The sequence below is a fragment of the Bradyrhizobium sp. Pha-3 genome, assembly GCF_042258325.1.
GTDB classification, from domain to species: Bacteria; Pseudomonadota; Alphaproteobacteria; order Rhizobiales; family Xanthobacteraceae; genus Bradyrhizobium; species Bradyrhizobium elkanii.
Genome location: NZ_CP170151.1, coordinates 8,413,114 through 8,435,947, shown reverse-complemented (window position 1 = coordinate 8,435,947; position 22,834 = coordinate 8,413,114). Strand labels below are relative to the sequence as shown.

19 protein-coding genes and 1 pseudogene are annotated in these 22,834 nt (G+C 66.2%); 10 read left to right on the top strand and 10 right to left on the bottom strand.

The window, feature by feature from the left end; translation table 11 throughout:
- The first annotated feature begins 241 nt into the window (after positions 1 to 241).
- Positions 242 to 1,543, top strand: a complete 1,302-nt coding sequence (locus tag ACE10X_RS40285) for a sorbosone dehydrogenase family protein (RefSeq protein ID WP_038387509.1) — start codon at positions 242 to 244, stop codon at positions 1,541 to 1,543.
- Between the two features lie 11 nt (positions 1,544 to 1,554).
- On the opposite strand, the pseudogene ACE10X_RS40280 reads toward ACE10X_RS40285, so the two are convergent.
- The 4 genes and pseudogenes from ACE10X_RS40280 to ACE10X_RS40265 form a co-directional block, all read right to left on the bottom strand.
- Positions 1,555 to 2,325, bottom strand: a pseudogene (locus ACE10X_RS40280) (SDR family oxidoreductase).
- 32 nt (positions 2,326 to 2,357) lie between these two features.
- Complete coding sequence (locus ACE10X_RS40275) at positions 2,358 to 3,212, bottom strand: alpha/beta fold hydrolase (protein WP_038387502.1); 855 nt, start codon at positions 3,210 to 3,212, stop codon at positions 2,358 to 2,360.
- Positions 3,213 to 3,252: 40 nt separating this feature from the next.
- Entirely contained in the window at positions 3,253 to 3,852 is a 600-nt protein-coding gene (locus ACE10X_RS40270) for a TMEM175 family protein (RefSeq protein WP_051003228.1), read from the bottom strand.
- Positions 3,853 to 3,885: 33 nt separating this feature from the next.
- The gene (locus tag ACE10X_RS40265) at positions 3,886 to 4,569 is read right to left on the bottom strand and encodes an alpha/beta fold hydrolase (protein WP_375763701.1); all 684 of its coding nucleotides are present in this window, start codon (positions 4,567 to 4,569) and stop codon (positions 3,886 to 3,888) included.
- A gap of 176 nt (positions 4,570 to 4,745) precedes the next feature.
- Between ACE10X_RS40265 and ACE10X_RS40260 the strand changes: the two genes are divergently transcribed.
- From ACE10X_RS40260 to ACE10X_RS40245, 4 genes are all read left to right on the top strand, one after another.
- A complete protein-coding gene (locus tag ACE10X_RS40260; RefSeq protein ID WP_038387500.1) occupies positions 4,746 to 5,351 on the top strand; it encodes an ABATE domain-containing protein in 606 nt (201 codons plus the stop codon).
- Positions 5,352 to 5,496: 145 nt separating this feature from the next.
- The gene (locus ACE10X_RS40255; RefSeq protein ID WP_202948938.1) at positions 5,497 to 6,072 is read left to right on the top strand and encodes an HAD hydrolase-like protein; all 576 of its coding nucleotides are present in this window, start codon (positions 5,497 to 5,499) and stop codon (positions 6,070 to 6,072) included.
- A gap of 179 nt (positions 6,073 to 6,251) precedes the next feature.
- On the top strand, positions 6,252 to 6,599 hold the full coding sequence (locus tag ACE10X_RS40250) for a hypothetical protein (RefSeq protein WP_038387499.1): 348 nt from the start codon (positions 6,252 to 6,254) through the stop codon (positions 6,597 to 6,599).
- Positions 6,600 to 6,942: 343 nt separating this feature from the next.
- Positions 6,943 to 9,003, top strand: coding sequence for a DEAD/DEAH box helicase (locus ACE10X_RS40245; protein ID WP_038387498.1), 2,061 nt, complete (start codon positions 6,943 to 6,945; stop codon positions 9,001 to 9,003).
- Between the two features lie 105 nt (positions 9,004 to 9,108).
- Here ACE10X_RS40245 and ACE10X_RS40240 read toward each other — a convergent pair whose 3' ends face one another.
- Together ACE10X_RS40240 and ACE10X_RS40235 are read right to left on the bottom strand one after the other, a co-directional pair.
- On the bottom strand, positions 9,109 to 10,050 hold the full coding sequence (locus ACE10X_RS40240) for an IS110 family transposase (RefSeq protein ID WP_304557332.1): 942 nt from the start codon (positions 10,048 to 10,050) through the stop codon (positions 9,109 to 9,111).
- A 332-nt stretch (positions 10,051 to 10,382) separates the two neighbouring features.
- Positions 10,383 to 11,876, bottom strand: a complete 1,494-nt coding sequence (locus tag ACE10X_RS40235; RefSeq protein ID WP_038386634.1) for a sensor domain-containing diguanylate cyclase — start codon at positions 11,874 to 11,876, stop codon at positions 10,383 to 10,385.
- A 115-nt stretch (positions 11,877 to 11,991) separates the two neighbouring features.
- Here ACE10X_RS40235 and ACE10X_RS40230 point away from each other — a divergent pair, with 115 nt between their 5' ends.
- Positions 11,992 to 12,249, top strand: a complete 258-nt coding sequence (locus tag ACE10X_RS40230) for a hypothetical protein (protein ID WP_038386631.1) — start codon at positions 11,992 to 11,994, stop codon at positions 12,247 to 12,249.
- A gap of 206 nt (positions 12,250 to 12,455) precedes the next feature.
- Here the strand turns inward: ACE10X_RS40230 and ACE10X_RS40225 are convergent, their stop codons facing one another.
- The 3 genes from ACE10X_RS40225 to metG form a co-directional block, all read right to left on the bottom strand.
- Positions 12,456 to 15,332 carry an EAL domain-containing protein gene (locus ACE10X_RS40225; RefSeq protein ID WP_028333677.1) on the bottom strand — a complete coding sequence of 959 codons (2,877 nt, stop codon included), beginning with the start codon at positions 15,330 to 15,332 and terminating at the stop codon, positions 12,456 to 12,458.
- A gap of 120 nt (positions 15,333 to 15,452) precedes the next feature.
- A complete protein-coding gene (locus ACE10X_RS40220; RefSeq protein WP_038386632.1) occupies positions 15,453 to 16,451 on the bottom strand; it encodes an NAD(P)H-quinone oxidoreductase in 999 nt (332 codons plus the stop codon).
- Positions 16,452 to 16,520: 69 nt separating this feature from the next.
- The gene (gene metG / locus ACE10X_RS40215; protein WP_304557283.1) at positions 16,521 to 18,200 is read right to left on the bottom strand and encodes a methionine--tRNA ligase; all 1,680 of its coding nucleotides are present in this window, start codon (positions 18,198 to 18,200) and stop codon (positions 16,521 to 16,523) included.
- Between the two features lie 286 nt (positions 18,201 to 18,486).
- Here metG and ACE10X_RS40210 point away from each other — a divergent pair, with 286 nt between their 5' ends.
- A complete protein-coding gene (locus ACE10X_RS40210) occupies positions 18,487 to 18,678 on the top strand; it encodes a DUF1192 domain-containing protein (RefSeq protein WP_028340278.1) in 192 nt (63 codons plus the stop codon).
- Positions 18,679 to 19,334: 656 nt separating this feature from the next.
- Positions 19,335 to 19,847 carry a DUF1465 family protein gene (locus tag ACE10X_RS40205; protein ID WP_375763700.1) on the top strand — a complete coding sequence of 171 codons (513 nt, stop codon included), beginning with the start codon at positions 19,335 to 19,337 and terminating at the stop codon, positions 19,845 to 19,847.
- A 16-nt stretch (positions 19,848 to 19,863) separates the two neighbouring features.
- Here the strand turns inward: ACE10X_RS40205 and ACE10X_RS40200 are convergent, their stop codons facing one another.
- A complete protein-coding gene (locus ACE10X_RS40200) occupies positions 19,864 to 21,378 on the bottom strand; it encodes a PLP-dependent aminotransferase family protein (RefSeq protein ID WP_375763699.1) in 1,515 nt (504 codons plus the stop codon).
- A 120-nt stretch (positions 21,379 to 21,498) separates the two neighbouring features.
- Here ACE10X_RS40200 and ACE10X_RS40195 point away from each other — a divergent pair, with 120 nt between their 5' ends.
- Both ACE10X_RS40195 and ACE10X_RS40190 read left to right on the top strand, forming a co-directional pair.
- Positions 21,499 to 22,125 (top strand): FMN-binding negative transcriptional regulator, encoded by a 627-nt coding sequence (locus tag ACE10X_RS40195; protein WP_038386636.1) that lies wholly within the window; start codon positions 21,499 to 21,501, stop codon positions 22,123 to 22,125.
- Between the two features lie 14 nt (positions 22,126 to 22,139).
- Entirely contained in the window at positions 22,140 to 22,757 is a 618-nt protein-coding gene (locus ACE10X_RS40190; protein ID WP_038386637.1) for a LysE family translocator, read from the top strand.
- The last annotated feature ends 77 nt before the right edge of the window (positions 22,758 to 22,834 follow it).

Sequence of the window (22,834 nt, the reverse complement as noted above, 5' to 3'; positions counted from 1 at the left end):
GGCGCCTCGAAAAACCGGGGCGGTTCGTAAAAGGAAGCCCGCCACTGCGGCGGGCAAGGTCCAGGGAGGAAAACGCCCTGACAAGGGAGCGTGCAGCCAGTCTCCCCGATTCGTGCGCGGCTGCGAAGATCGTATAACTACTGTCATCAGGGCCGGCATTATGCGAATGCTGCTGGGGCCGCGGCCGGTCGGCAAGGGAATGACAAGGCGCGCTAACACGGCGCAAATACAGGGGAAGTTCATGAGCACGTCTGGAGTTTTTGCCCGCGTCGTCGCGGCGATCGGGGCCGGCGCCTTGGCGTGGCGGCGGATGCAGGGCGCGCAGCCCGCGCCGGCCTGGGGCAGCGCGCCGCAGATCCCGCAGGCCAAACCGCAGGGCGCGATCCCGACGCTCAAGATGCCGACGGCGCGGGGCTGGGACAAGGACCAGAAGCCGGTCGCCGCGCCCGGGCTCAAGGTCAATGCCTTTGCGGCCGGGCTCGATCATCCGCGCTGGATCAACGTGCTGCCGAACGGCGATGTCCTGATCGCGGAGGCAACGCAGATCGCTGGCACGCCGCGCAGCGTCTTCCACTATGCGATGCAGGCGACGATGCGGCGCGCCGCGGCGCTCGGCGTCAGCGCCAATCGCATCACGCTGCTGCGCGACCGTGACGGCGACGGCGTCGCCGAAAGCCGCGGTGCCTTCATGGAAGGATTGAGCCAGCCGTTCGGCATGGCGCTGGTCGGCGACACCTTCTATGTCGGCAACACCGACGGCGTGGTGGCGTTTCCCTATGCCGCGGGCGCCGATCGCATCACCGCGCAGGGACGCAAGCTCGTCAGCTTCAAGCCTGACGGGCATTGGACGCGCAGCCTGCTGCCGAGCGCCGATGGCAAGAAGATTTATGCCGGTGTCGGCTCGCTCAGCAATATTGCTGAAGGCGGCTTTGCGGTCGAGGAAGGCCGCGCCGCGATCTACGAGCTCGATCTCGCAGGTGGCACCAGCCGCATCTTCGCCGGCGGCCTGCGCAATCCGGTGGGCATCGCGTGGGAGCCGACCACCAATGTGCTCTGGACCGTCGTCAACGAACGCGACGGCCTCGGCGACGAGACGCCGCCGGACTATCTGACCTCGGTGCGTGACGGCGGCTTCTACGGCTGGCCCTATTGCTACTGGGGCAAGACGGTCGACGATCGCGTGCCGCAGGATCCGGCGATGGTCGCCAAGGCGATCCAGCCGGACTATGCGCTCGGCGGCCATACCGCCTCGCTGGGCCTGTGCTGGATGCCGCAGGGCACGCTGCCGGGATTCCCCGACGGCATGGTGATCGGCCAGCACGGCTCGTGGAATCGCTCGACGCTGTCGGGCTACAAGGTGGTGTTCGTGCCGTTCGCGAACGGTCGTCCGGCAGGGCCGGCGCGCGACATCCTGTCGGGCTTCCTCGCGCCCGACGAGAAGGTGTCGTACGGCCGCCCGGTCGGCGTCGCGCTCGGCCCCGACGGCTCGCTGCTGGTGGCCGACGACGTCGGCAACGTGATCTGGCGCGTGACGGGCGCGTAGGCGCGGCGACCTCAGACGGACCTGATCTCGCCGCCATCCATGCGCAGCACGGTGCCGGTCATCCAGCGCGCCGGCGGCGACACCGCATAGCCGACGAGGTCGGCGATCTCCTCCGGCGTGCCGAACCGCCTGATCCCGGCCTGCCTGAGGAAGCCGGCCTTGGCGGTGTCGACATCGACCTGCCTGGCCGCCGCGGCCTTCTCCAGCATCGCGAGGCGGCGTCCGGTCATCACGGCGCCTGGCGACACGCAGTTCACCTGCACGCCGTCGTCGATGCCGCGCTCGGCGAAGGCTTTTGCAAGTGCCTCGATCGCGGCGTTGATCGTGCCCACCGCGGCGGCGCCGGCGCGCGGCAGCACGGCGGCATTGCCTGAGGTGAAGATGACCGCGCCTTGCGACGCTTTCAGCGCGTCTCAGGCGCGGATCGTCAGCCGCCTGGCGCCGTGAAATTTGAGCGCGAGTCCGGCGTCCCATTGCGTATCGGTCATCTCGAACAGATCGAGCCCCGCCACCGCGCCCGCGACATTGACCAGCGCGTCGATGCGGCCGAAGCGATCCAGCGCGGTCTTGACGACTTCATCGGCGGCATCGGGCGTGGCGAGATCGAGGTCGAGCGCCAGTGGCGTGCCGCTGCTGGCTTCGATCTCGTTGCCGACCTCGCGCAGCTTCTCGCCGCTGCGCGCGACAAGCACGATGGCGGAAAAATCCCGCGCGAGCCGCAGCGCGGTGGCGCGTCCGATGCCGGAGCTGGCGCCGGTCACGATGGCGACGGATCTGGTCATGTGCATTCCCCGATGGATCGGCGCGCTTGACGTCAGCGGCTCAGGAACTCGCGGATGGCTTGCGCGATCTCGGCGACATGCGTCTCCAGCGCGAAGTGGCCGGTGTCGAAGAATTTGACGACCGCCTTCGGATTGTCGCGCCTGAAGGCCTCGGCGCCCGGCGGCAGGAAGAACGGATCGTTTTTGCCCCACACCGCGAGGAACGGCGGCTGGTGGGTGCGGAAGTAAGTCTGGAAGGTGGGGTAGAGCGCGACGTTGCCCTTGTAGTCGCCGAACAGATCGAGCTGCACGTCGTGGGCGCCGGGCCGCGCCATGTAGTAGTTGTCGAGGTTCTGGCCGTCCGGCGACACCGCTTGCGGATCCGATGTGCCGTGGGTGTACTGCCAGCGCGTCGTGTCCGGCCTCAGGAAGGCGCGCAGCGCGTCGCGGTTCGCCGGCGAAGGATCCTGCCAATAGGCCTTGATCGGCGTCCAGCCGTCGCTAAGGCCTTCCTCATAGGCGTTGCCGTTCTGCGAGATGATCGCCGTGATCCGCTCCGGATGCCTGACCGCCAGGCGGAAGCCGGTCGGCGCGCCATAATCGAACACATAGACCGCGAAGCGATCGAAGCCGATCACCTCCGTGAAGCGATCGATGACGCCGGCGATGCTGTCGAAAGTGTAGTTGAACTTGTCGCGCGGCGGCATGTCCGACTGGCCGAAGCCCGGCAAATCCGGCGCCACGATGTGGAATTTGTCCGCGAGTTGCGGGATCAGTTCGCGGAACATATGGCCCGCGCTCGGGAAGCCGTGCAGCAGCAGAAACTTTGGCGCGCCGGGCGAGCCGGCTTCGCGATAGAAGATGTTAAAGCCATCGACATCGGCGGTGCGGTATTTGACCTGAGACATCTGTCACTCCTTGTGGTCGCGCGTTGGTGAGTTCTGGGACTTAGGGTTTGATTTGCTTGGCGAGCCCGCTGATCGCTTCGGGACGCAGATAGAGCAGCAGGGCGCAGCACACGGTGGCAAAGCCCAGCAGCGGCATGAACGGGGCGATGGCGGCGCCGGCCGCGAACACCAGCAGCGCGAGCAGCGTGCGGCGCTGCGTCCAGGTCCGCACGCGCTCGGAGATCGCGCTCTGGTCGGCCTGCGCCAGCACCGCGCGCTCGAAGGCGAGATAGGCGAGGTCGATCAGGAGGAAGATCACGGCATAGACCACCACCGGCGCGGCGGCCATGTGCGATCGCGCGACCCACGCGGTGGCGAACGGCAGCAGGGAGACGGCGAACAAGTGGACGAAGTTCAGCCAGATCAGCCGCGGCGTCGGCTGCCGCACCAGATGCAGCAGATGGTGATGATTGACCCAGATCACCGCGATGAACAGATAGCTCGCGGCGTAGCTGATCGCGGTCGGCCACAGCGGCAACAGGTCGGCGAACCGCGAGCCCTCCGGTGGCTTCAGTTCCAGCACCATCACCGTGATGATGACGGCGATCACCGCGTCGGAAAACGCGCCGAGCCGGTCGGCCGAGAGACGTTTCTCCTGCATGGCAGCTCTCCTGTCCGAAATCGTGGGAAGAGGTCAGTGCTCGGTAACGCTCTCGACCGCCTCCCGGATGATGTCGGTGACGAGCTTCGGCGCGGTGACGATCGGGGTATGATCGACGGGATGTGAGCGCACGGTCGCCTGCATCCGCGCCGCCATGCCGCGCTGTGTCTCGGGCGCGATCATCCGGTCGTCCTCGGGAACCAGGAACCAGCTCGGGACGTCCTTCCACAGCGGGCGGCCGACCGGCACGGTGATGCAGGCCGGCGAGATCGGCCGCTGCACCGCGGCGAGCACCGCGAGGTCCTCGGACCGCGCGCCTTGCGCGAAGGCGGACTCCGGCAGCCAGATCAGGCCATTGGCGTCGGGCGCGAGCTTCGGCGCGAACGGATGCGGTGGCAGCCGGTAGAATACGTCGGCGACCGTCTCGCCTTCATCCGGCGCCAGCGCCGCGACATAGACCAGCGCCTTGACGCGCGGCGAGCGGGTCCCGGCGATCACGGCGCCGGCATAGGCATGGCCAACCAGCACCACCGGGCCCGCGACGCGGTCCAGGGTGCGATTCAGCGCGGCGACGTCGTCGGCGAGCGAGGTGAGGGGCAGCGGCGCCGCCACCGCCGTAATGCCCTCGGCGTCGAGCGCCGTGATCACCCGCGCCCAGCTCGAGCCATCGGCCCACGCGCCATGGGCAAGCACCACGCTGACATTCTCGTTCGACATTGTCCGCTCCCTCGTTTCAGGCCGGTTTCGGCCATAACCTCTCAAATGCAGTTTGATGGGTTATCGCGCTTATGGCTCATGACGAGTAACTTGTCAAATGCATTTTATCAGGTTACTATTTTCGCGACTGAGGAAGCCGCCAGGAGGGCGTCACCGTGCAATCCCATCCGCCCGCGATGTTCATCGCCGATAGCCTGGGCCTCGATTTCATCAATTCGATCGCGACGCCGGTCGATACGCCGGTGGACTGGATCGCCGATGGCGACGGCCTGCTGCGCTGGCTCGCGCAGGCGCAGCTGGTGCCGCCCGATGTGCTCGACGAGCTCAAGGCGCGCGCGACGCCGGGCGAACTCGACGACGTCGCCGGTCAGGCTCGCGATTTGCGCGAATGGTTCCGCGGCTTCGTGCGCAAGCATATGGGCCGGCCGCTGGCGCCGCGTGCGCTCAAGGAGCTCGAGCCGCTGAACCGGCTGCTGGAAAGAGATCAGGCGTTCAGCCGGATCGTGGCGCATCGCCAAAAGCACGGCGATGACGGTTTCGCGCTGGAGCGGACGCGGCGCTGGCGCTCGGCCGAAACATTGCTGCTGCCGATCGTGGAAGCGATGGCCAGGGTCGTCTGCGAGGAAAGCTTCTCCGACATCAAGGCGTGCGAGGGCCCGGCCTGCACGCTGATGTTTGCCGACCACACGCGGGCGCGTGCGCGCCGATGGTGCAGCATGGCGATCTGCGGCAACCGCGCCAAGCAGGCCGCGCACCGCAGCCGGATGAAGGACAGGGGCTGAGACCAGCAAAAGCCAAACGACAGGAGCCCAGCAAAATGGCGGCACTTCCCTTGATTGTGTTCGACGTCAATGAAACCCTGCTCGACCTCGAGACCATGGAGCCGGTGTTCGCGCGCATCTTCAACGACAAGAGCGCGATGCGGCTGTGTTCGCCAACTTCATCATGTACTCGGCCTCGCTCACGGTGGCCGGCTGCTACGTGCCCTTCACCGATATCGGCGCCGCGGTCATGAAGATGCTGGCCGACACCCGCGGCATCAGGATCAACGAGTCCGACAAGCAGGAACTGACCGAGAAATTCTCCACCATGCCGCCGCACGGCGAAGTGCCCGGCGCGCTGCGCAAGCTGCGCGCGGCGGGTTTCCGCCTGTTCACGCTGACCGACAATCTGCTCGAGGTGCAGACCCGGCAGCTGACCCATGGCGGCATCGTCGATCTGTTCGAGCGGCGCTTCTCGGCCGACGGCGTCAAGCACCACAAGCCGTCGCGGCAGGCCTATGGCTATGTCGAGAAGGAGCTCGGGGCAAAGCCCTCGGAGTTCTGCCTGATCGCCTGCCACACCTGGGACACCTTGGGCGCGGTCGCCGCCGGCTGGGAGGCCGCGCTGATCAAGCGTCCCGGCAACGATCTGCTCGGCGTCGGTCCGCAGCCGCAGGTCGTCGGCACTGACCTCGACGATGTTGCCGATCAGCTGATCCGCCGCTACGGCGCCAAAGGGTAACGGCACCTGACGGATTCTCGCGACGGAGGAGCGGGCAAAACTCCCCTCCAGGCCCGATCGCTCGGAAGTGCATAAAACCGGAATGAAATCCATAGCGGTTTTCAACCATGCCCCTTGAGCCTTCCTCAACTTCCGCGGCCGATGCTGCGCCCGCCACAGGGATCGAAGGAGCTCACAGCATGCCGGCCAAGGGACGAGCGACCGCGACCAACGCCACCGCGCAAGGGCGCGAGGACATCCTTAACGCGCGCGCCATCAGCACGCTGGGCGCCGGCGTCGTCAGCGCGATGAGCGCGGTCGGCGCCGCCGTCATCAAGAAGAACAAGCCGGCACTCGGCAAGAATGCCGACTGGTTCTGGCACATGTTCGCGAAATGCGAGGCCAAGGCCGCGCGCATCGCCGAGCAGGCCGCCCGCGATCCGGAGGCCTGCGGCGATGCCACCTTCATCGAGGTCTATGCCGCGCAATTGCCGAAGCTGATGACAGCGGCGCTCGAGAGCCATGAGAAGGCGCTCAAGGCGAAGTGATGTAGCGTCAAGAGGAGTGCCACGACGGCGCTCGTCCCGCTGTCGTTCCCTCTTGACCTCTCACATGCGCCAAGGCGGCAAGTAGCGGCGGCTCTCGCCGATCAGACGGGTCTTGCGGGTCAGGCGAAGCCATCACCCGCCATCGCGCTGACCGGCCTTACGGCCCCGATCGGGCAGCCAGCCTGATCCGCGCCAGCTTTTCTGCGACGGGGGCATGGCGATTTGGTCGGTCTTGGCGTAAAGCACCCCAAATCGTCATGCGGCTGTGCCGCCTGCCGGGTACGCAGCTCCAGGTCGTCCCGCTCGACGTTCTGCGCCCGGACCAATCAAGGTTTCCCATCTCGTGCCCTTTCCGACCACAAGTTCGCCGCTCGCCCGCGCCTTGGCTGAGCGCAACTACGATCAGCCGACCCCTGTCCAGCTCGCCGTGCTCGCGGACGACGCCGTGGACCGCGATCTCCTCGTTTCAGCCCAGACCGGCTCGGGCAAGACCGTTGCCTACGGCTTGGCCATGGCAAAGGACCTGCTCGACGGCGCCGAGCGGTTCGAGCCGGCTGCCGCCCCGCTGGCCCTGATCGTCGCGCCGACCCGCGAGCTCGCCTTGCAGGTTCAGCGCGAGCTTGCATGGCTTTATGAACACGCCGATGCCCGCGTCGTCTCCTGTGTCGGCGGCATGGACCCGCGCCGCGAGCAACGCGAGCTTGCCGAGGGTACCCACATCGTGGTCGGGACGCCCGGCCGGTTGTGCGACCATTTGCGGCGCGGCCGTCTCGACATTTCGGAACTCAAGGTCGTCGTGCTCGACGAGGCCGATGAAATGCTCAATCTCGGTTTCCGCGAGGATATGGAATTCATCCTCGAGACCACGCCGGACGCCCGCCGCACCTTGCTGTTCTCGGCGACGTTCCCGCGCGGCATCGTTGCGCTCGCCAAGCAGTATCAAGAGCAGGCGTTCCGGATCGAGGTCGCCGGTGACGAAGGCGGCCATGCCGATATCGAGTACCGCGCCATCCGGGTGGCTGCCGACGATGTCGAGCACGCGGTCGTCAACGTGCTGCGTTTCCATGAAGCGCCGAGCGCGCTGGTGTTTTGCAACACCCGTGAGGCCGTCAGACATTTGCAGGCGGCGCTGCTCGAGCGCGGGTTCTCCGTCGCCGCGCTGTCGGGCGAAATGACCCAGAACGAGCGGACCCAGGCGCTGCAGGCGTTGCGCGACGGACGGTCGCGGGTTTGCGTCGCGACCGACGTCGCGGCGCGCGGCATCGACCTGCCGAGCCTCGATCTCGTCATTCACGCGGATCTGCCGAAAGACCCGGAGGTCATGCAGCATCGCTCGGGCCGCACCGGCCGCGCCGGCCGCAAGGGCGTCAGCATCCTGCTGGTGCCGCCGGCACGGCGGCGGCGCGCCGAATTGCTGCTCGATCTCGCCGGCATCGATGTGGTCTGGGGCTCCGCGCCGCAGGCGGAGGAGATCCGCAAGCTCGACCATGATCGCCTGCTGCAGGATGCAGTGTTCTCCGAGGAGGCGACATCAGACGATCTGGCACTGGCGCAGGCCTTGCTCGCCGAACGCGCGCCCGAGGCGATTGCCGCGGCGCTCGCCCGGCTCTACCGCGCGCGGCTGCCTGCGCCCGAAGACATTCTCGATCCCGGCGAGGGACGCGGTCGGGACCGTGACGATCGCCGCGGCGAGCGCGCCTCGCGCCGCGATGAGCGTGCCGCCGGACCGCGATCGAAGACCGGCAAGTCATCAGCGCGTCACGGCATGGAGGAGGCCACTGTCTGGTTCCGCGCCGCGATCGGACGCCGGAAGAATGCCGAAGCCCGCTGGCTGCTGCCGATGATCTGCCGTCGTGGCGGCATCGACAAGCGCGACATCGGCGCGATCAAGATCATGGACACGACCACCGAGTTCGAGATCGCCGCGCGGGTGGCGGATTCCTTCGCGGTCAAGATCAAGCGCCCGGACAAGGAAGACAGCATCCGCATCGAGCTGCTGGCGGGCGCACCGCAGGGCGAGGTGCGCGAGAAGCCGGCGCGCAAGCCCAGGCACGATCCTTGGCGCGACAATGACGACGGCGGATACAGCGCACCGCGCGCCGACGGGCCGCGCGACGAGGCGGCAGGAAAGCGGCGCGGCAAGCCGGATCGCGAGGCCAGGGCGTTTTCGAGCGAAGGCGCGAGCGGTTCGCGCCAGGACTACGCGTCAAAGAAGGAATCCAGGGACTCGTTCCGATCCGATCGGGACGGAAAAGACTTCAGGCCGAAATCCGGCGACGAGCCACGGTTCGGGAAGAAAAAGAAGCATCCGGGCAAGCCCAGTCACGCCGGACGCACGCAGTGGCCGGATGTGTCGGCGAAGCCGAAGTTCGGCAAGAAGCCAAAGAAGAAGCGGCGGGGCTGAGCTGGCGCCGGCGGCGGCGCAGCGTTCAGAATGCCGATGTATGAGTTTCGACGCCGCAACAAACTCAGTGTCGTCCCGGGCAAGCGCAGCGCGACCCGGCAACTGTTATGTTGGTTTGGTCTGCAGGTACGGCTTTCGGTCTCGCATCATGGCATTGAGGACCGTGAGCAGCTTCCTGGCGACGGCGATGAGGGCGAGTTTGGCTGGTTTTCCGGCCTGTCGCAGTCGTGCATAGAAGGCCTTGAACGGATCAGCCCTGCGAACTGCGTTGAGGGCCGCCATATAAAGGGCGTCACGAACGCGCTTTCGGCCGCCCGCAATCTTGCGCTTGCCGCGGAAGGTGCCGCTGTCGACGTTGAAGGGAGCAAGGCCAGCGAGCGCTGCGAGTTGTTTCGGTCCGACCCGCCCGAGTTCCGGCATCTGCGCGATGAGCTGTATGCAGGCCACGGGACCCACGCCGGGCAGCGAACGCATTAACTTCGCATCGTCCGCGATCTGCGCTTCGGCTTTAATCAATGCGCTGATGTCGGCCTCGATCCCGGCGATCTCGCTGTCGAGGACCTCGATGAGGCGGCCAATGCGTTCGGCCATGGCGCGATCGTCGGCCTCGCTGCGCCGGTTCTTCTCCTGGGCGCGCATGAGGACCAGCTGATCCCGCCGTTTTGCAAGCCTCGCCAAGGCGCCCCGTGCAGGATCGGCGACCTGCTCGGGGGCGGGCTGCATGGCCCGCGCAAAGGCCGCCAGCATCCGCGCATCGATCGGATCGGTCTTGGCGAGCAGGCCGCTGGCCCGTGCAAAGTCGCGGGCACGGGCCGGGTTGATCCGTGCGAACTGGATCCCGGCCTGACGCAGCGCCTCGCGAAGCGCGAGGTCATAGATACCCGTCGCCTCGAAGACCACCAGCGCATCGCATTGCCAACGCGCCACCTGCTGTGTGATGGCCTGTGTCGCGTTGGCAATGCGCCTCGGCACGCCGTCAGCCTCATCAAAGATATCGAGGTGTTTTTTGGAGACGTCGATTCCGACGTAACGAAGAGCTATGATCACGGTGCCTGTCCCTGTGATGCGAGGTCTGTTGGCGCAGCCTCGTGCAACTGTTCAGGTTGATAGATGGAACGGGCGGGAGACCGAGCCGGCTCGCGGCGTCAAGCGCCAAGGACCCAACGGCTTCCCGCCCACCCACATCCTGACAGACTTCCAAGACACAGGGACCCATAACCACCGATGCTTGCTGCTGCATAACGCTGGAGCCACAGCTCGCTTCTGCAACGAAGCCCCGTGGTTATGGGTCCCTGCTTTCGCAGGGACGACGATGTGGAGAGAGCTCCGTGTCTAACTGATTGCGTGTGAAGCCCGGTATCTCGCAGCCGCTTGGCCCCTCACGCCACCAGCGCGATCTTCGGAACGGTTGCGAGCACCGACTGGTTGCGGCCGTTGGCCTTGGCGGCGTAGAGCGCCTTGTCGGCGGCCTCGATCAGGTCGGACCATTGCTGGCCCGCGGACGGACGCATGCTGGCGACGCCGATGCTGACCGTCGTGATCAGTTCGCCCGCGCACCATTGCTGGACCTTGTGGCGGATGGTCTCGGCCAGGTTGAAGGCCTCGAGCGCGGTCATGTTGGGCAGCAGCACGGCGAATTCCTCGCCGCCGAAGCGCGCCGGGCAATCGCCGGCGCGGCGCACCGCGTCCGAAATGCAGATCGCGATCCCGACCAGCACCTGATCGCCGGCCTGATGCCCATAGGTGTCGTTGTAGGCCTTGAAATGATCGGCATCGATCATCAATAGCGCGACCGGCTGGCCGTAGCGGCCGGCACGGCGCCACTCGCGCTCGATCTCGCCGTCGAACTTGCGCCGGTTCTTCAGGCCGGTGAGGGCGTCGGTGGTCGCCATCTCCTCGAGCTTGTCCTCGGCGTCGGCGCGGCGGACGATCTCGCGGGCGAGGACCAGCGTTGCGCTGAGCACGAACAGGATCAGAAACGCCATGATCGCGCCGATGCGAATGGCCTCGGTGCGCCAGAGGTTGAAGACGGCTTCGAGCGGCTTGCCGACCACCACGTAAAGCGGCCCGGAGCTGCTGCGCCTGACATAGAGCCGCGGCGTGTCGTCGACCGGGCCCTTGCCGGAGAAGGCGCCGCCCGCCTTCAGGTTCTCGGCCTTCCAGTCCAGCTGCTCCGTTAGGTTCTTGCCGATCACGTCGAGATCGAACGGCGTCCGCATGATGATGGTGCGGTCGTTGCGCAGCACGGTGATGGTGTCGCCCGGCATGAGGTTCAGCCGCCCGAACAGATCGTGGAAATAGCTGAAGCGGATCGAGCCGACCACGACGCCGAGGAAGCGGCCCGCGTCATCGACGATGCGCCGGCTCAGCACGATGGCGTAGGCGCCGCGATGCAGCATTGGCCGGCTGACGTAAAGGCCGGCATCGGGATTGTCGCGTTGGACCGTGAAATACTCCTCGTCGCTGCGGTTCTCCGGCCGCGGATCGAGGCTCGCCGCGTCGATGGTCAAATTGCCCTTGGTGTCGAACACCTGGATCGCGCCGAAATGTTTTGCGGTCGCGGCGTGGTCGAACAGGATCAGCTGGCGCAGCTCCTTGCTGATATTGCGGATCTCCGGCATCTCGAGATTGCTGGCGACCGCGCGCAGCGACAGGTCGTAGAGCTCGATGTTGCGGCTGATGTCGGCCTCGATGCCCGACGCCAGATTCTCCAGGGTGCGGCGGGCCAGTTCCTCCTCGCCGCGGCGCATGTCGAACATCACGCCGGCGCAAACCGCGGAGAAGCCGAGGACGGTCGCAACCGACGAGGCGATCAGCAGCTTTGCCGATAGCCGCCAGCGCCGCCTTGCGTCCTTTCCCCGCCGAAATCGCATGTCCCGCTCCAAAGCGCCGTCATGCATCGGGAAATGTTGTTGTCGCCTTAAATGGCGACAGCAGCCGCCGAATGGGTTAACGGGTGGTTGCCGGATTTTTGTCATCGAGGACGTTGTGAACGACTACGACGCATTGCGGGATTATCTGAAGAAGCAGCATCTGCCCGAAATCGTGCTGACCTTCGAGGAGATCGAGGCGATCATCGACGCGGCGCTGCCGCGCGCCGCGCATCGGGCGTCGTGGTGGGAGACGTTGCGCAGCCCGCAGGAGAAGATGCCGCAGCGCGAGGCCTGCCTCGAGGCCGGCTACATCGCCACCCGGCAGGCCGACGGCAAGAGCGTCAAGTTCAAGCGCATGCCCAAGCCGCGCTAAGGCGCGATCCTGTAATGTCGGGCAGTCACCGCGGAGAAGGTGCGCTCCCTCTCCCGCTTGCGGGGAGGGCTGGGGTGGGGGCTCTCTCCGCGAGTCGCATTGTAGAGAGAGTCCCCACCCGCCACGCTACGCGTGTCGGCCTCGCCCGCAAGCGGGAGAGGCGAAGCGAATATGCGGAAAGTTAGTGCAGCCAAATCCCAGCGCGCTTAGCTCGCGGCCTCCAGCCGTTCCTCGGTGAGGAGCCGGGTCGCGGCATCGGCGTCCATCGGCTCGCCGAAGGCGAAGCCCTGGGCGTATTCGCAGCCGAGCTGGTACAGCTCGACGGCATCCGAATCCGTCTCGGCGCCTTCCGCGACCACTTCCATGCCGAGATCGTGCGCCAGCGCGATGATCGATTTCAGGATCACCGGGCGGGTGCCGCGGCTCGTGGTGCGGACGAAGGATTGGTCGATCTTGATGGTGTCGAACGGGAAGCGCTGCAGATAGGACAGCGAGGAGTGGCCGGTACCGAAATCGTCGAGCGACAGGCCGGTGCCGAGCTCGCGGATCCGCGCCAGCATCTGGGCGGCGTGCTCCGGGTTCTCCATGACCAGCGATTCCGTCAGCTCCAGCTTCAGTGTGCCGCGCGCCACCGAGGAGCGCGACAGCACGGTTCGGATGTCGTGGATCAAATCGTGGCGCAGCAATTGCCGCGACGACACGTTGACCGACGCGAAGATCGGCTCGCGCGCGCGCATCGCGCGCTGCCACACCGCGAGTTGCCGCGCGGTCTGGTCCATCACGAACATGCCGAGATCGACGATCAGGCCGGTCTCCTCGGCGACGTTGATGAACTCCGACGGCGACATCCGGCCGAGCTTGGGATGGTCCCAGCGCGCCAGCGCCTCGAAGCCGGCGATCGCGCGATCCTCCAGCCGAACGATCGGCTGGTACAGGATCGTGATTTCCTGCCGTTCGATGGCGCGGCGCAGGTCGCTTTCCAGGGTCAGGCGGTCGGTCTTCCGCGCCCGCATCGCCGGCTTGTAGACGTCGATGCGGTCGCCGCCGATCCGCTTGGAATGATACATCGCAAGCTCGGCGTCCTTGATGATCTCGTCGGTCAGCGGCGCCGCCGGGTCGGACAGCGCAAGGCCGATCGAGGCGGTCAGGAAGATCTCGCGGTCGTTGAACGCGATCGGGGCGCGGATGGTCTTGCGGATGGTCTCGGCGAAATTGGTGATCCGCGCCGGGTCCTGCTCCGACAGCAGGATCAGGCCGAACTGGTCGCCGGCCATGCGCGCCAGCGTGTCCTGCGGCTTGAGAATGCGGGTCAGCCGGCGCGCCAGCGTCAGCAGGATGGAATCGCCGACCGCAATCCCGACGGAATCGTTGACCTGCTTGAAGCGGTCGAGGTCGATCACCATCAAAGTCGGCCGCAGGTTCGGCATGGTCTTGGCGAGATTCGCCACCGCGCCGAGGCGGTCCATGAACAGCCTGCGGTTCGGCAGGCCGGTCAGGTTGTCATGCACGGAGTCATGCAGCATCCGCTCTTCGGAATTCTTGAACTCGGTGACGTCGGTGAGGGTGCCGACCACGCGCGAGACCTCGCCGTCGGAGCCGACCACCGGCCGCGCCTTCAGCGCGAACCACATGAAGTGGCCGTCGGGCGTGCGGAGCCGGAAATCCTGCACCAGGCGGCCGCGGCGCTGGTCGAGCACGCTGTCGAGCGCGGCGCGGAAGCGGTCCTGGTCGAGCGGGTGCAGCACCTCGAGCCATTTCGCCGCCGGGCCTTCCAGTGTGCCGCGCTTGAGGCCGAGCAGCGCTTCGGTCTCCGGGCTGGTGAACACCTTGTCGGCGGACACGTCCCAGTCCCAGATCAGGTCGCCGGAGCCAGTCAGCGCCAGCGCGCGGCGCTCGACATCGGAGACGACGCCGGTGGTGGCGCCGCCGCCGGCGAAGGCGTGCTGCATCACCGTGAAGCCGATCAGCATCACGATCAGCACCAGGCCGCCGAGCAGCGCCGGGCCGACGATGTCGTTGGTGACGGAGCCTGCGACCGTCATGCCGGCCGCGACCACCCAGACCACCAGCAGGAACCAAGTCGGGATCAACAGCACCGCGCGGTCGAAGCCGTGGGTCGAGAGATAGACGATCAGCGCGAAGCCGGCGAAGGCGATCATGACCAGCGACATGCGCGCGATGCCGGAGGCGACCGCGGGATCGAACAGCGCCAGCGCGACCAGCGAGCCGAGGAAGACCAGCCAGCCGATCGTGATGTGCGAGTAGCGGACGTGCCAGCGACTCAAATTCAGATAAGCGAACAGGAACACCAGCAGTGTCGCCGCGAGGATCGCCTCGCCCGCCGCGCGCCAGACGCGCTCGGCGTTGTTCGACATGTCGAGCACCTTGCCCCAGAAGCCGAAGTCGACGCCGATATAGACCAGCACCGCCCAGGCCAGCGCCGCGGCGGCGGGGAACATGATGCTGCCCTTGACCACAAACAAGATCGTGAGCACGAGCGCGAGCAGGCCCGAGATGCCGATCACGATGCCCTGGTACAGCGTGAACGAGTTGACCTTGTCCTTGTAGGCGTCGGGTTCCCACAGATAGAGCTGCGGCAGCTTGTCGGTGCGCAGTTCCGCGACATAGGTGACAACGGCGCCGGGATCGAGCGTGATGCGGAACACGTCGGCGGTCGGACTCTCCTGCCGCTCGGGACGATCGCCGACCGACGGCGTGATGGTGGCGATGCGCGACAGGCCGAGGTCGGGCCACAACAGGCCGGACGACACGATGCGGTAGTGCGGCGCGACGATCAGGCGGTCGAGTTGGTCGTCGGTGTTGTTGGCGAGCGCGAACACCACCCAGTTCTGGCCGCCTTCGCGGGCGCGAACCTCGATGCGGCGCACGATGCCGTCGGTTCCGGGTGCGGTGGAGACCTGGATGCGGTCGGTTTCACTGCGCTGATGGTCGAGAACCGCCGTCAAATCGATCGCCGGCGCATCGCTGCGCACGCTCACCGCGTCGATCGCATACGCGGCAGGCGCGGCGGCAAACATCATGAGGCCCAGCGCGAGCAGCGCAAGGCACCTGATCAGACGCAATGTCAGTACTCCGCGATCGACAAACTGACCGGGCCCGGCGACCGGCCCGGCGGTGGCGCGATAAATGACACGAAAGCGAAGGGAATCAAAGGGTTTCCGCCCCTGCTTCCGTCGCGAGGGTTAAACCACCAACACAATTTTGCCAATATGTTCGCTGGTCTCCATGCGCCGGTGCGCGTCGGTGGCCTTTTCCAGCGGGAATGTGCTGTCCATCAGCGGTTTGACGCGGCCTTCGCGCAGCAAGGGCAGCACCTTTGCCTCGATCGCCGCGACCATTGCCGCCTTGTCCGCATTACTACGGGGGCGCAGGGTCGAGCCGGTGTGGTGCAGCCGCTTGACCATCAGCTTGGCGAAATTGGCTGTGGCCTTTGGAGTTCCCGACAGGAACGCGATTTGGACGATGCGGCCCTCGACCGCGGCGGCGTCGTAGTTCCGGTCGATATAGTCGCCGCCCACCATGTCGAGGATGACATCGGCGCCGTTGCCGCCGGTGGCCTTCTTCACCGCCTCGACGAAATCCTCGGTCTTGTAATTGACCGTTTGATCGGCGCCGAGCTTGAGGCAGGCGGCGGCCTTGTCCTGCGAGCCGACGGTGACGATCACCTTGGCGCCGAACGCCTTGGCAAGCTGGATCGCCATCGTGCCGATGCCCGACGAGCCGCCGTGGATCAGCAGCGTTTCGCTAGCCTTGAGCGCGCCGCGCTCGAACACATTGTGCCACACCGTCATCAGCGTTTCCGGAGTAGCGCCGGCTTCCTGCATCGACAGCGAGGGCGGCACGGTCATCGCCTGCGCGTCCTGCGCGATGCAATATTGCGCGTAGCCGCCGCCGGCAACGAGCGACATCACTTTGTCACCGATCTTGTGCTTTGCGCCTTCGCCGAGCGCGACCACTTCGCCCGCGATCTCGAGGCCGGGCAGGTCGCTGGCGCCGGGCGGCGGCGGATAGGAGCCGGAGCGCTGCGCGACGTCAGGACGATTGACGCCGGCGGCCGCGACCTTGACCAAAATCTCGCCGGCCTTCGGCACCGGCACCGCGCGGGTCTCAGGCACCAGCACCTCAGGGCCACCCGGCTTGCTGATGGCGACGACGGTCATTTGCGCGGGCAGGTTTGGCATGGTCGGTCCCTGGTCAGTGGAGAGGATTGGCGGATGGCATACCGCCTTTTCCACCGAAGCGAAACGCCGTTAAGCCCCGAACCGCGCCGTGAGCTGGCCGGCTCTCTCAGGCGTGATTTTCTCGACCAGCGGTCCGAGCCTTGCGACCGGCGTGCCCGCGCCGCGATCCAGCAGCGGGAGGAGTGGGCCATTGGGCCAGCGCGGCACGGCATCGCTGCGACCGAGCGCGCCGAGCACGCGCTCCGCGAGGTGGGGCACGATGCTCCACGCCAGTGTCGCACCAAGCGCGACAAGATTGAGCCCGACGCGGGTGATGACCGCCGCGCGTGCCGGATCGGACTTGATGGCGGACCATGGTGCTGTGTGTTGCAGGTAAGCATTCGCGGTGTCCCAGATCGCGCGGGTCGTTGCCGCCGCCGCGCGAAACTCCAGTGCGGTGTGGTGGCGTTGCAGCGTCGCGATGCGCTGCTCCAGATCGTGCGCCAGCTGTCGCTCGGTATCAACGGGCACGCCGCCTTCGGGAAAGTGGCCGTCGAAGGCGCGATGCGCAAAACTGATGATGCGGTTGGCGAGATTGCCGAAGATATCGGCGAGATCCTTGTTCACGTCGGCAACGAACCTGGCGACGCCAAAATCGGTGTCGGCGCTTTCGGGCGCGTTGGCGATCAGCCACCAGCGCCAGAGGTCGGCGGGCAATTCCGTGAGCGCCGCATCGGTGAAGACGCCGCGCTTTCGGCTGGTCGAGAACTTGCCGCCTTCGTAATTCAGCCAATGGAATCCCTTGATCACATCGGCGGTCTTCCACGGTTCGCCGGAGCCGATCAGCGTCGCCGGAAAGCTCACGGTGTGGAACGGGATGTTGTCCTTGCCGAGAAACTGGATGTAGCTGACGTCATCGGCCTGCCACCACCATTGCCGCCAGTCGCGGCCGGGCGCGGCGTCGGCCCATTCCTGCGTCGCCGCGATGTAGCCGATCGGCGCGTCGAACCAGACATAGAACACCTTGCCGTCGAAACTCGCGCGCGGCACCGCGATGCCCCAGGCGAGATCGCGCGTGATGCAGCGGTCGCACAGCTCCGCATTGAGCCAGCCCTTCGCGGTCGACACCACGAAGGGTGGCCATCCGCTGCGGCTGTCGATCCATGCGCCTATTTTTTCGATCAGCTGCGACTGGCGCAGATACAGATGACGGCTCTCGCGGATCTCGAGCGCGCAGTCGCCTGACAGCGCCGAGCGGGGATCGATGAGGTCCGGCGGGTCGAGCAGCGTGCCGCAATGGTCGCATTGATCGCCGCGCGCGCCGGTGTCGCCGCAATGCGGACAGGTGCCGAGCACATAGCGATCGGGCAGGAAGCGCCGGTCGGCGGGCGAGAACACCTGTCGCGAGGTGCGTGCTTCGATCAGCCCGGCGTCATCGAGCCGGCGATAGAAGTGCTGCGTCAGCGCATGATTGTGCGGCGAGCTGGTGCGGCCGAAATGATCGAAGGACAGACCGAAGCGCCGGTAGATATCGGCCTGGATGGCGTGCTGCGCGTCGCAGAACGCCCGGACATCCTGTCCGGCCTCGATGGCGCCGAGCTCGGCCGGCGTGCCGTGTTCGTCGGTCGCGCAGATGAACAGCACGTCGCAGCCGATCTGCCGGCGGAAGCGGGCGTGGACATCGGCGGGTAGCAGCGAGCCGACGAGATTGCCGAGATGCTTGACGCCGTTGACGTAAGGCAGCGCGCTGGTGATGAGAATTTTGGTCATGGGTTAAGGTCTTTCGCGTTCGGTGATGCCGACCCCCAAGAGAAATTCCGACGAAATCAAATCGGAAAATCAAAAAGCCCTCCCGCGTGACCGGAAGGGCTTGGGGTCGGCTCATGCCTCGCGCGCAGGCGCGCAACTATCCCGTCCGGTCAGACTCCTTGCGGTCGGGCCGGGGCATTCGCGTCAGATGTTGCGCGTACACGAAAGTCACTGCAAAATTCTCCTGCACAAGGACATCTACCAGCTCTGGACGCACGGCGCCAGACCAGCATCGCGGGGAGGACACATGCCGATTGAGGATGAGGACCGGCCGCGCAAGAAAATCAGCCACGAGATCGGACAGGATCTCTCGCTGCTGTCGGTCGAGGAATTGACCGAGCGCATCGCGCTGCTCACGACCGAAGTCGATCGCCTGAAAGAGGCGATGACAAAGAAGCGCGCGTCGAAGGATGCCGCGAACGCGTTCTTCAAGTCGTAGCGCTGCGACATCATTCGTGGCGTAGCCCGGATGGAGCGAAGCGCAATCCGGGAGCCGCGCTATCCGCGGATGGACCGTTCCCGGATTTCGCTGCGCTCCATCCGGGCTACGCTGCTCCACCTCCCCTTGAAAAGGGGAGGTCGCTTTGCTCGTCAGAGCAAAGCGGGTGGGATCGGCTCTCTCCAAATACACCGTCGCCTGCGGCTGACCCCCATCCCGACCTTCCCCCTTGCAGGGGGAAGGAGAAGACCCGCGGCACCGGATTTCGCGGAGCCTGTCATCGGTGCGCGCGTTCGCGCGACCCGTTGGCTCCATCCGGGGTACGAAGAGACCTGTCCCAAACTAGGTCAATGGCCGACATGGCAAACAAAGCGTCAAGAAATCCGTTCATTTACGATCGGTTAAGCTTTCTCGATTATGACTGGCATTGTCCTCGTTTGGACACCGAGTGGCTCCTGTCCACTCTGTTTGACGCCTCCCTGTTATCAACTTCAAAAGCCGCCGGAAACGGCGGCTCTTTTTTGTGCGTCCTATCCGCTGGAAACCATAAATCCGGTTGCGGCTGGACTCTTCGGCGCCCCCGCGCAATGATTTGTTCATCATAAGCTGGCGCGTCAGATGCCAGCGGGCGTTACGATGGTGTGAGGGCGTTAACCATGGCCGATCGTTCCCAGAGCGAAGCCGGGCTTGTGCTGTTCAGTGAGCGGCTGACCAATTCTACGGCATTCGGCGTGCTGTTCCGGGAAGGCATGGACCTGGTCGAGCAGACCGCCGCCTATCTCGACGGTGACGGACGTGCCGAGGCCAAGGCGCTCGAACGGTCCGTGAGCCTGACCTATGCCACCGAAAGCATGCGCCTGACCACGCGGCTGATGCAGCTCGCGTCCTGGCTGCTGCTGCATCGCGCGGTCAAGGAAGGCGAGATGACGCTGACCCAGGCCAATCGCGAAAAGACCAAGGTCAAGCTGTCGGCCGCCGATCCCGGCCCGGCCGACATGGTGACCAAGCTGCCCGAGCAATTGCAGCAGTTGATCGCCCGCTCGATGGATCTGCAGGCGCGCGTCCGCCGCCTCGACACCACGATCCACGCGCCGGCGCCGGATCGTTCCTCGATCGGCAACCCGCTGGTGCCGCAGCTCAACCGCCTCAAGGCCGCGTTCGAGCAGTAAAGTCCAAGCTGCAAAATCAGTGTGAGGCCTCAGCACGGCGTGGCGTGGCGCGCCGCTGTGACGTGTGCTGATCGATCACACGTCGTAGCCTGATCGCCGCCGCCTCCAGCTCCTCCGGTTCGAACCCGCCGAAGCCGAGCATCAGGCCGGGGCGTGGTGCGGCCTTGTACATCGGCGAAATCGGCCGCACGACGATGCCGGCGGCAAGCGCCGATTTTGCCAATTGTACATCGTCGAAGTGCTCTGGCAGCCACAACAGCAGATGCATGCCCTGATCGCTCGGCTGGAGCGTGACGTCGTCAGGCATGTGGCGCGTCAGCGCCGCGATCAGCGTCGCACGCCGTGCGGCGTAGACGCCGCGAATGCGCCTGATATGCGCCTCGAACAGCCCCTCGCCCATATAGGCCGCCAGCACATACTGGTCGGCGGTCGGCGAATGCCGGTCGAGCAGCGCCCGCGCGCCGGCGAAGGCGTCGATCAGCGGCGCGGGCGCCACGACGTAGCCGAGCCGCAGCGAGGGAAACAGCACCTTGCTCAGCGTGCCCAGGTAAATCACCCGCGATGGGGCGAGGCCCTGCATCGACGGAAAGGGATGCCCGGCATAGCGCAGCTCGCTGTCGTAATCGTCCTCGACGATCCAGGCATTGCTTCGCTGGGCCCACGCCACCAGCGCATTGCGGCGCGCCATGCTCATCGGCATGCCCAGCGGATATTGATGCGACGGCGTCACGAAGGCCGCGCGCGCATGCGGGCACGCGGCGATTGCGGCTTCGACGTCGACGCCCTGCGCATCGACGCTCACGCGCGTCGTGAGGAGATCGAGATCGTCGAGCACCGCCGTCATGCCGGGATAGGCGGGATCCTCGGCCCAGACGCGATCGCCCGACGACAGCAGCACGCGGCCGGCGAGATAGAGGCCTTGCTGGGTGCCGGCCGTGATCACGACCTGCTCGGGCTCGCAATGCACCGCGCGGGATTTGCGCACATAGTCGGCGATCGCCTGCCGCAGCTCCATCAAGCCGCGCGGATCGCCATAGCTCGCAGGCGCCGCCGCGCGCGATGCGCGTACGCGGTTGCCGAGGCGGCGCCAATGGTCGTCGGGCGCGACCGCGCCGCCGGGGACCGCGATCGCAAACGGGACTTCCGGCATCGGCGTGAAGGCCGCCGCCACTTTGGCAAGCCGCGCCGCGCGCGGCGGCAACTGGATCGGCGCCGATTCGTTCGGGTTGCGATTGACCGCGACGGGCCGTGACTGTTCGGCAAGCGTCGGCGCGACGCGGGTGCCGGCACCGACCTGCGATTCCAGATAGCCCTCGGCCAGCAGCTGCTCGAAGGCTTCCGTGACCGTGCCGCGCGCAACGCCGAGCGAGGCCGACAGCGCGCGCGTCGACGGCAGGAATTCCCCGGCCTTCAATTCGCCGCTCGCAATCGCGGCGCGCAGGGCCTGCGCGATCTGGCGCCCGACCTGTCCGGCGGCGCGGTCGACGGCCCGGAGCGAAGGGACGCTGATCGTGGCGCGCAGGCGGGGCATAGTGGACCAATCAAAATGATCGAAAGTGGCTCTTATCATAGGCCACTTCAGCGCTATGGTGGAGCAGCAATTGATGAGGCCTGCCAGAGGTCTGCCAAGGGGTCTGCCGAGAGGTTCGCAATGTACCTGCCGCCGCATTTCAAGATCGATGAGCTCGGTCCGATCCACGCCGCGATGCGGGCCTCAAAGCTCGCGACGCTGGTCACCGCAACCGCCGATGGCCTGATCGGCACGCCGCTGCCGCTGATCCTCAATGAGAACGAGGGCGACTACGGCACGCTGTACGGTCACGTCGCGCGGCCCAACCCGCAGTGGAAGCTGCCCGCGCTCGGCGAGGCGATGGCGATCTTCATGGGGCCCGACGCCTATGTGACGCCGTCCTGGTACGTGACCAAGGCCGAGCACGGCAAGGTGGTGCCGACCTGGAACTACGTCGCCGTCCACGCCTATGGCGCGGCCGAGTTCTTCGAGGATGCCGATCGCCTGCTCGACGTCGTGACCCGGTTGACCGAGCTGCACGAGAAGTCGCGCCGGGAGGCCTGGCAGGTCAGCGACGCGCCTGACGATTTCATCAAGGCGCAGCTGCGCGGGATCGTCGGCTTCCGGATGCCGATCACGCGGATCGACGCCAAGAAGAAGATGAGCCAGAACCGCAAGCCTGGGGATCGCGCCGGCGTCATCGCGGGTCTTGGCGCCAGCGACAATCCGGTCGACCGCGAGGTCGCGGCGATGATCCCTGGGAACTGAGACGAACGCCCCCGATGGAATTGTATCTTGCCTTCGCGATCACGACCGCAACCTTCGCGCTGATCCCGGGTCCCGCTATGCTGTACGCCGCGGCCCGCACTTTGGCGGGCGGCCGGCGCGCGGGGCTGATGGCCTCGCTCGGGCTGCATCTCGGCGGCTATGTCCATGTCGTCGCCGCGGCGGCCGGCCTCGCTCTGCTGTTTCATGCGGTGCCGCCGCTGTTCATGGCGATGAAGCTTGCCGGCGCGGCCTATCTGGTCTGGCTCGGGCTGTCGCTGTTCCGCGACCGCGACAATGCAAAGCGCCCCACACTTGCGCCGCTCTCCGCGGAGCGCGCCTTCGCGCAAAGCATCGTCGTCGAGGTGCTCAATCCGAAGACCGCGATCTTCTTCCTGGCGTTCCTGCCGCAATTCGTCGATGCGTCGGCCGGCCTGCCGGTCTGGGCCCAGCTGTTTCTGCTCGGCACAACGGTCAATCTGGCCTTCTCGGCGGTCGACATCGTCTGCGTGTTTTTCGCCAGCGCCGTGATGTCGAAGCTGCAGCGCTCGAAGCGGTCGCAGCGCGTCATGCAGCGGATCGGCGGCAGCATCCTGGTCGCGCTCGGCGCGCGGCTGGCTTTCCAGGATCGCTAGCAGCAGTCATGTCCATCAGCGGCGATGGTGCAGATCAACGCTTCGTCAAGCTGCGCGACGAGCCGCTTCTGCAATGG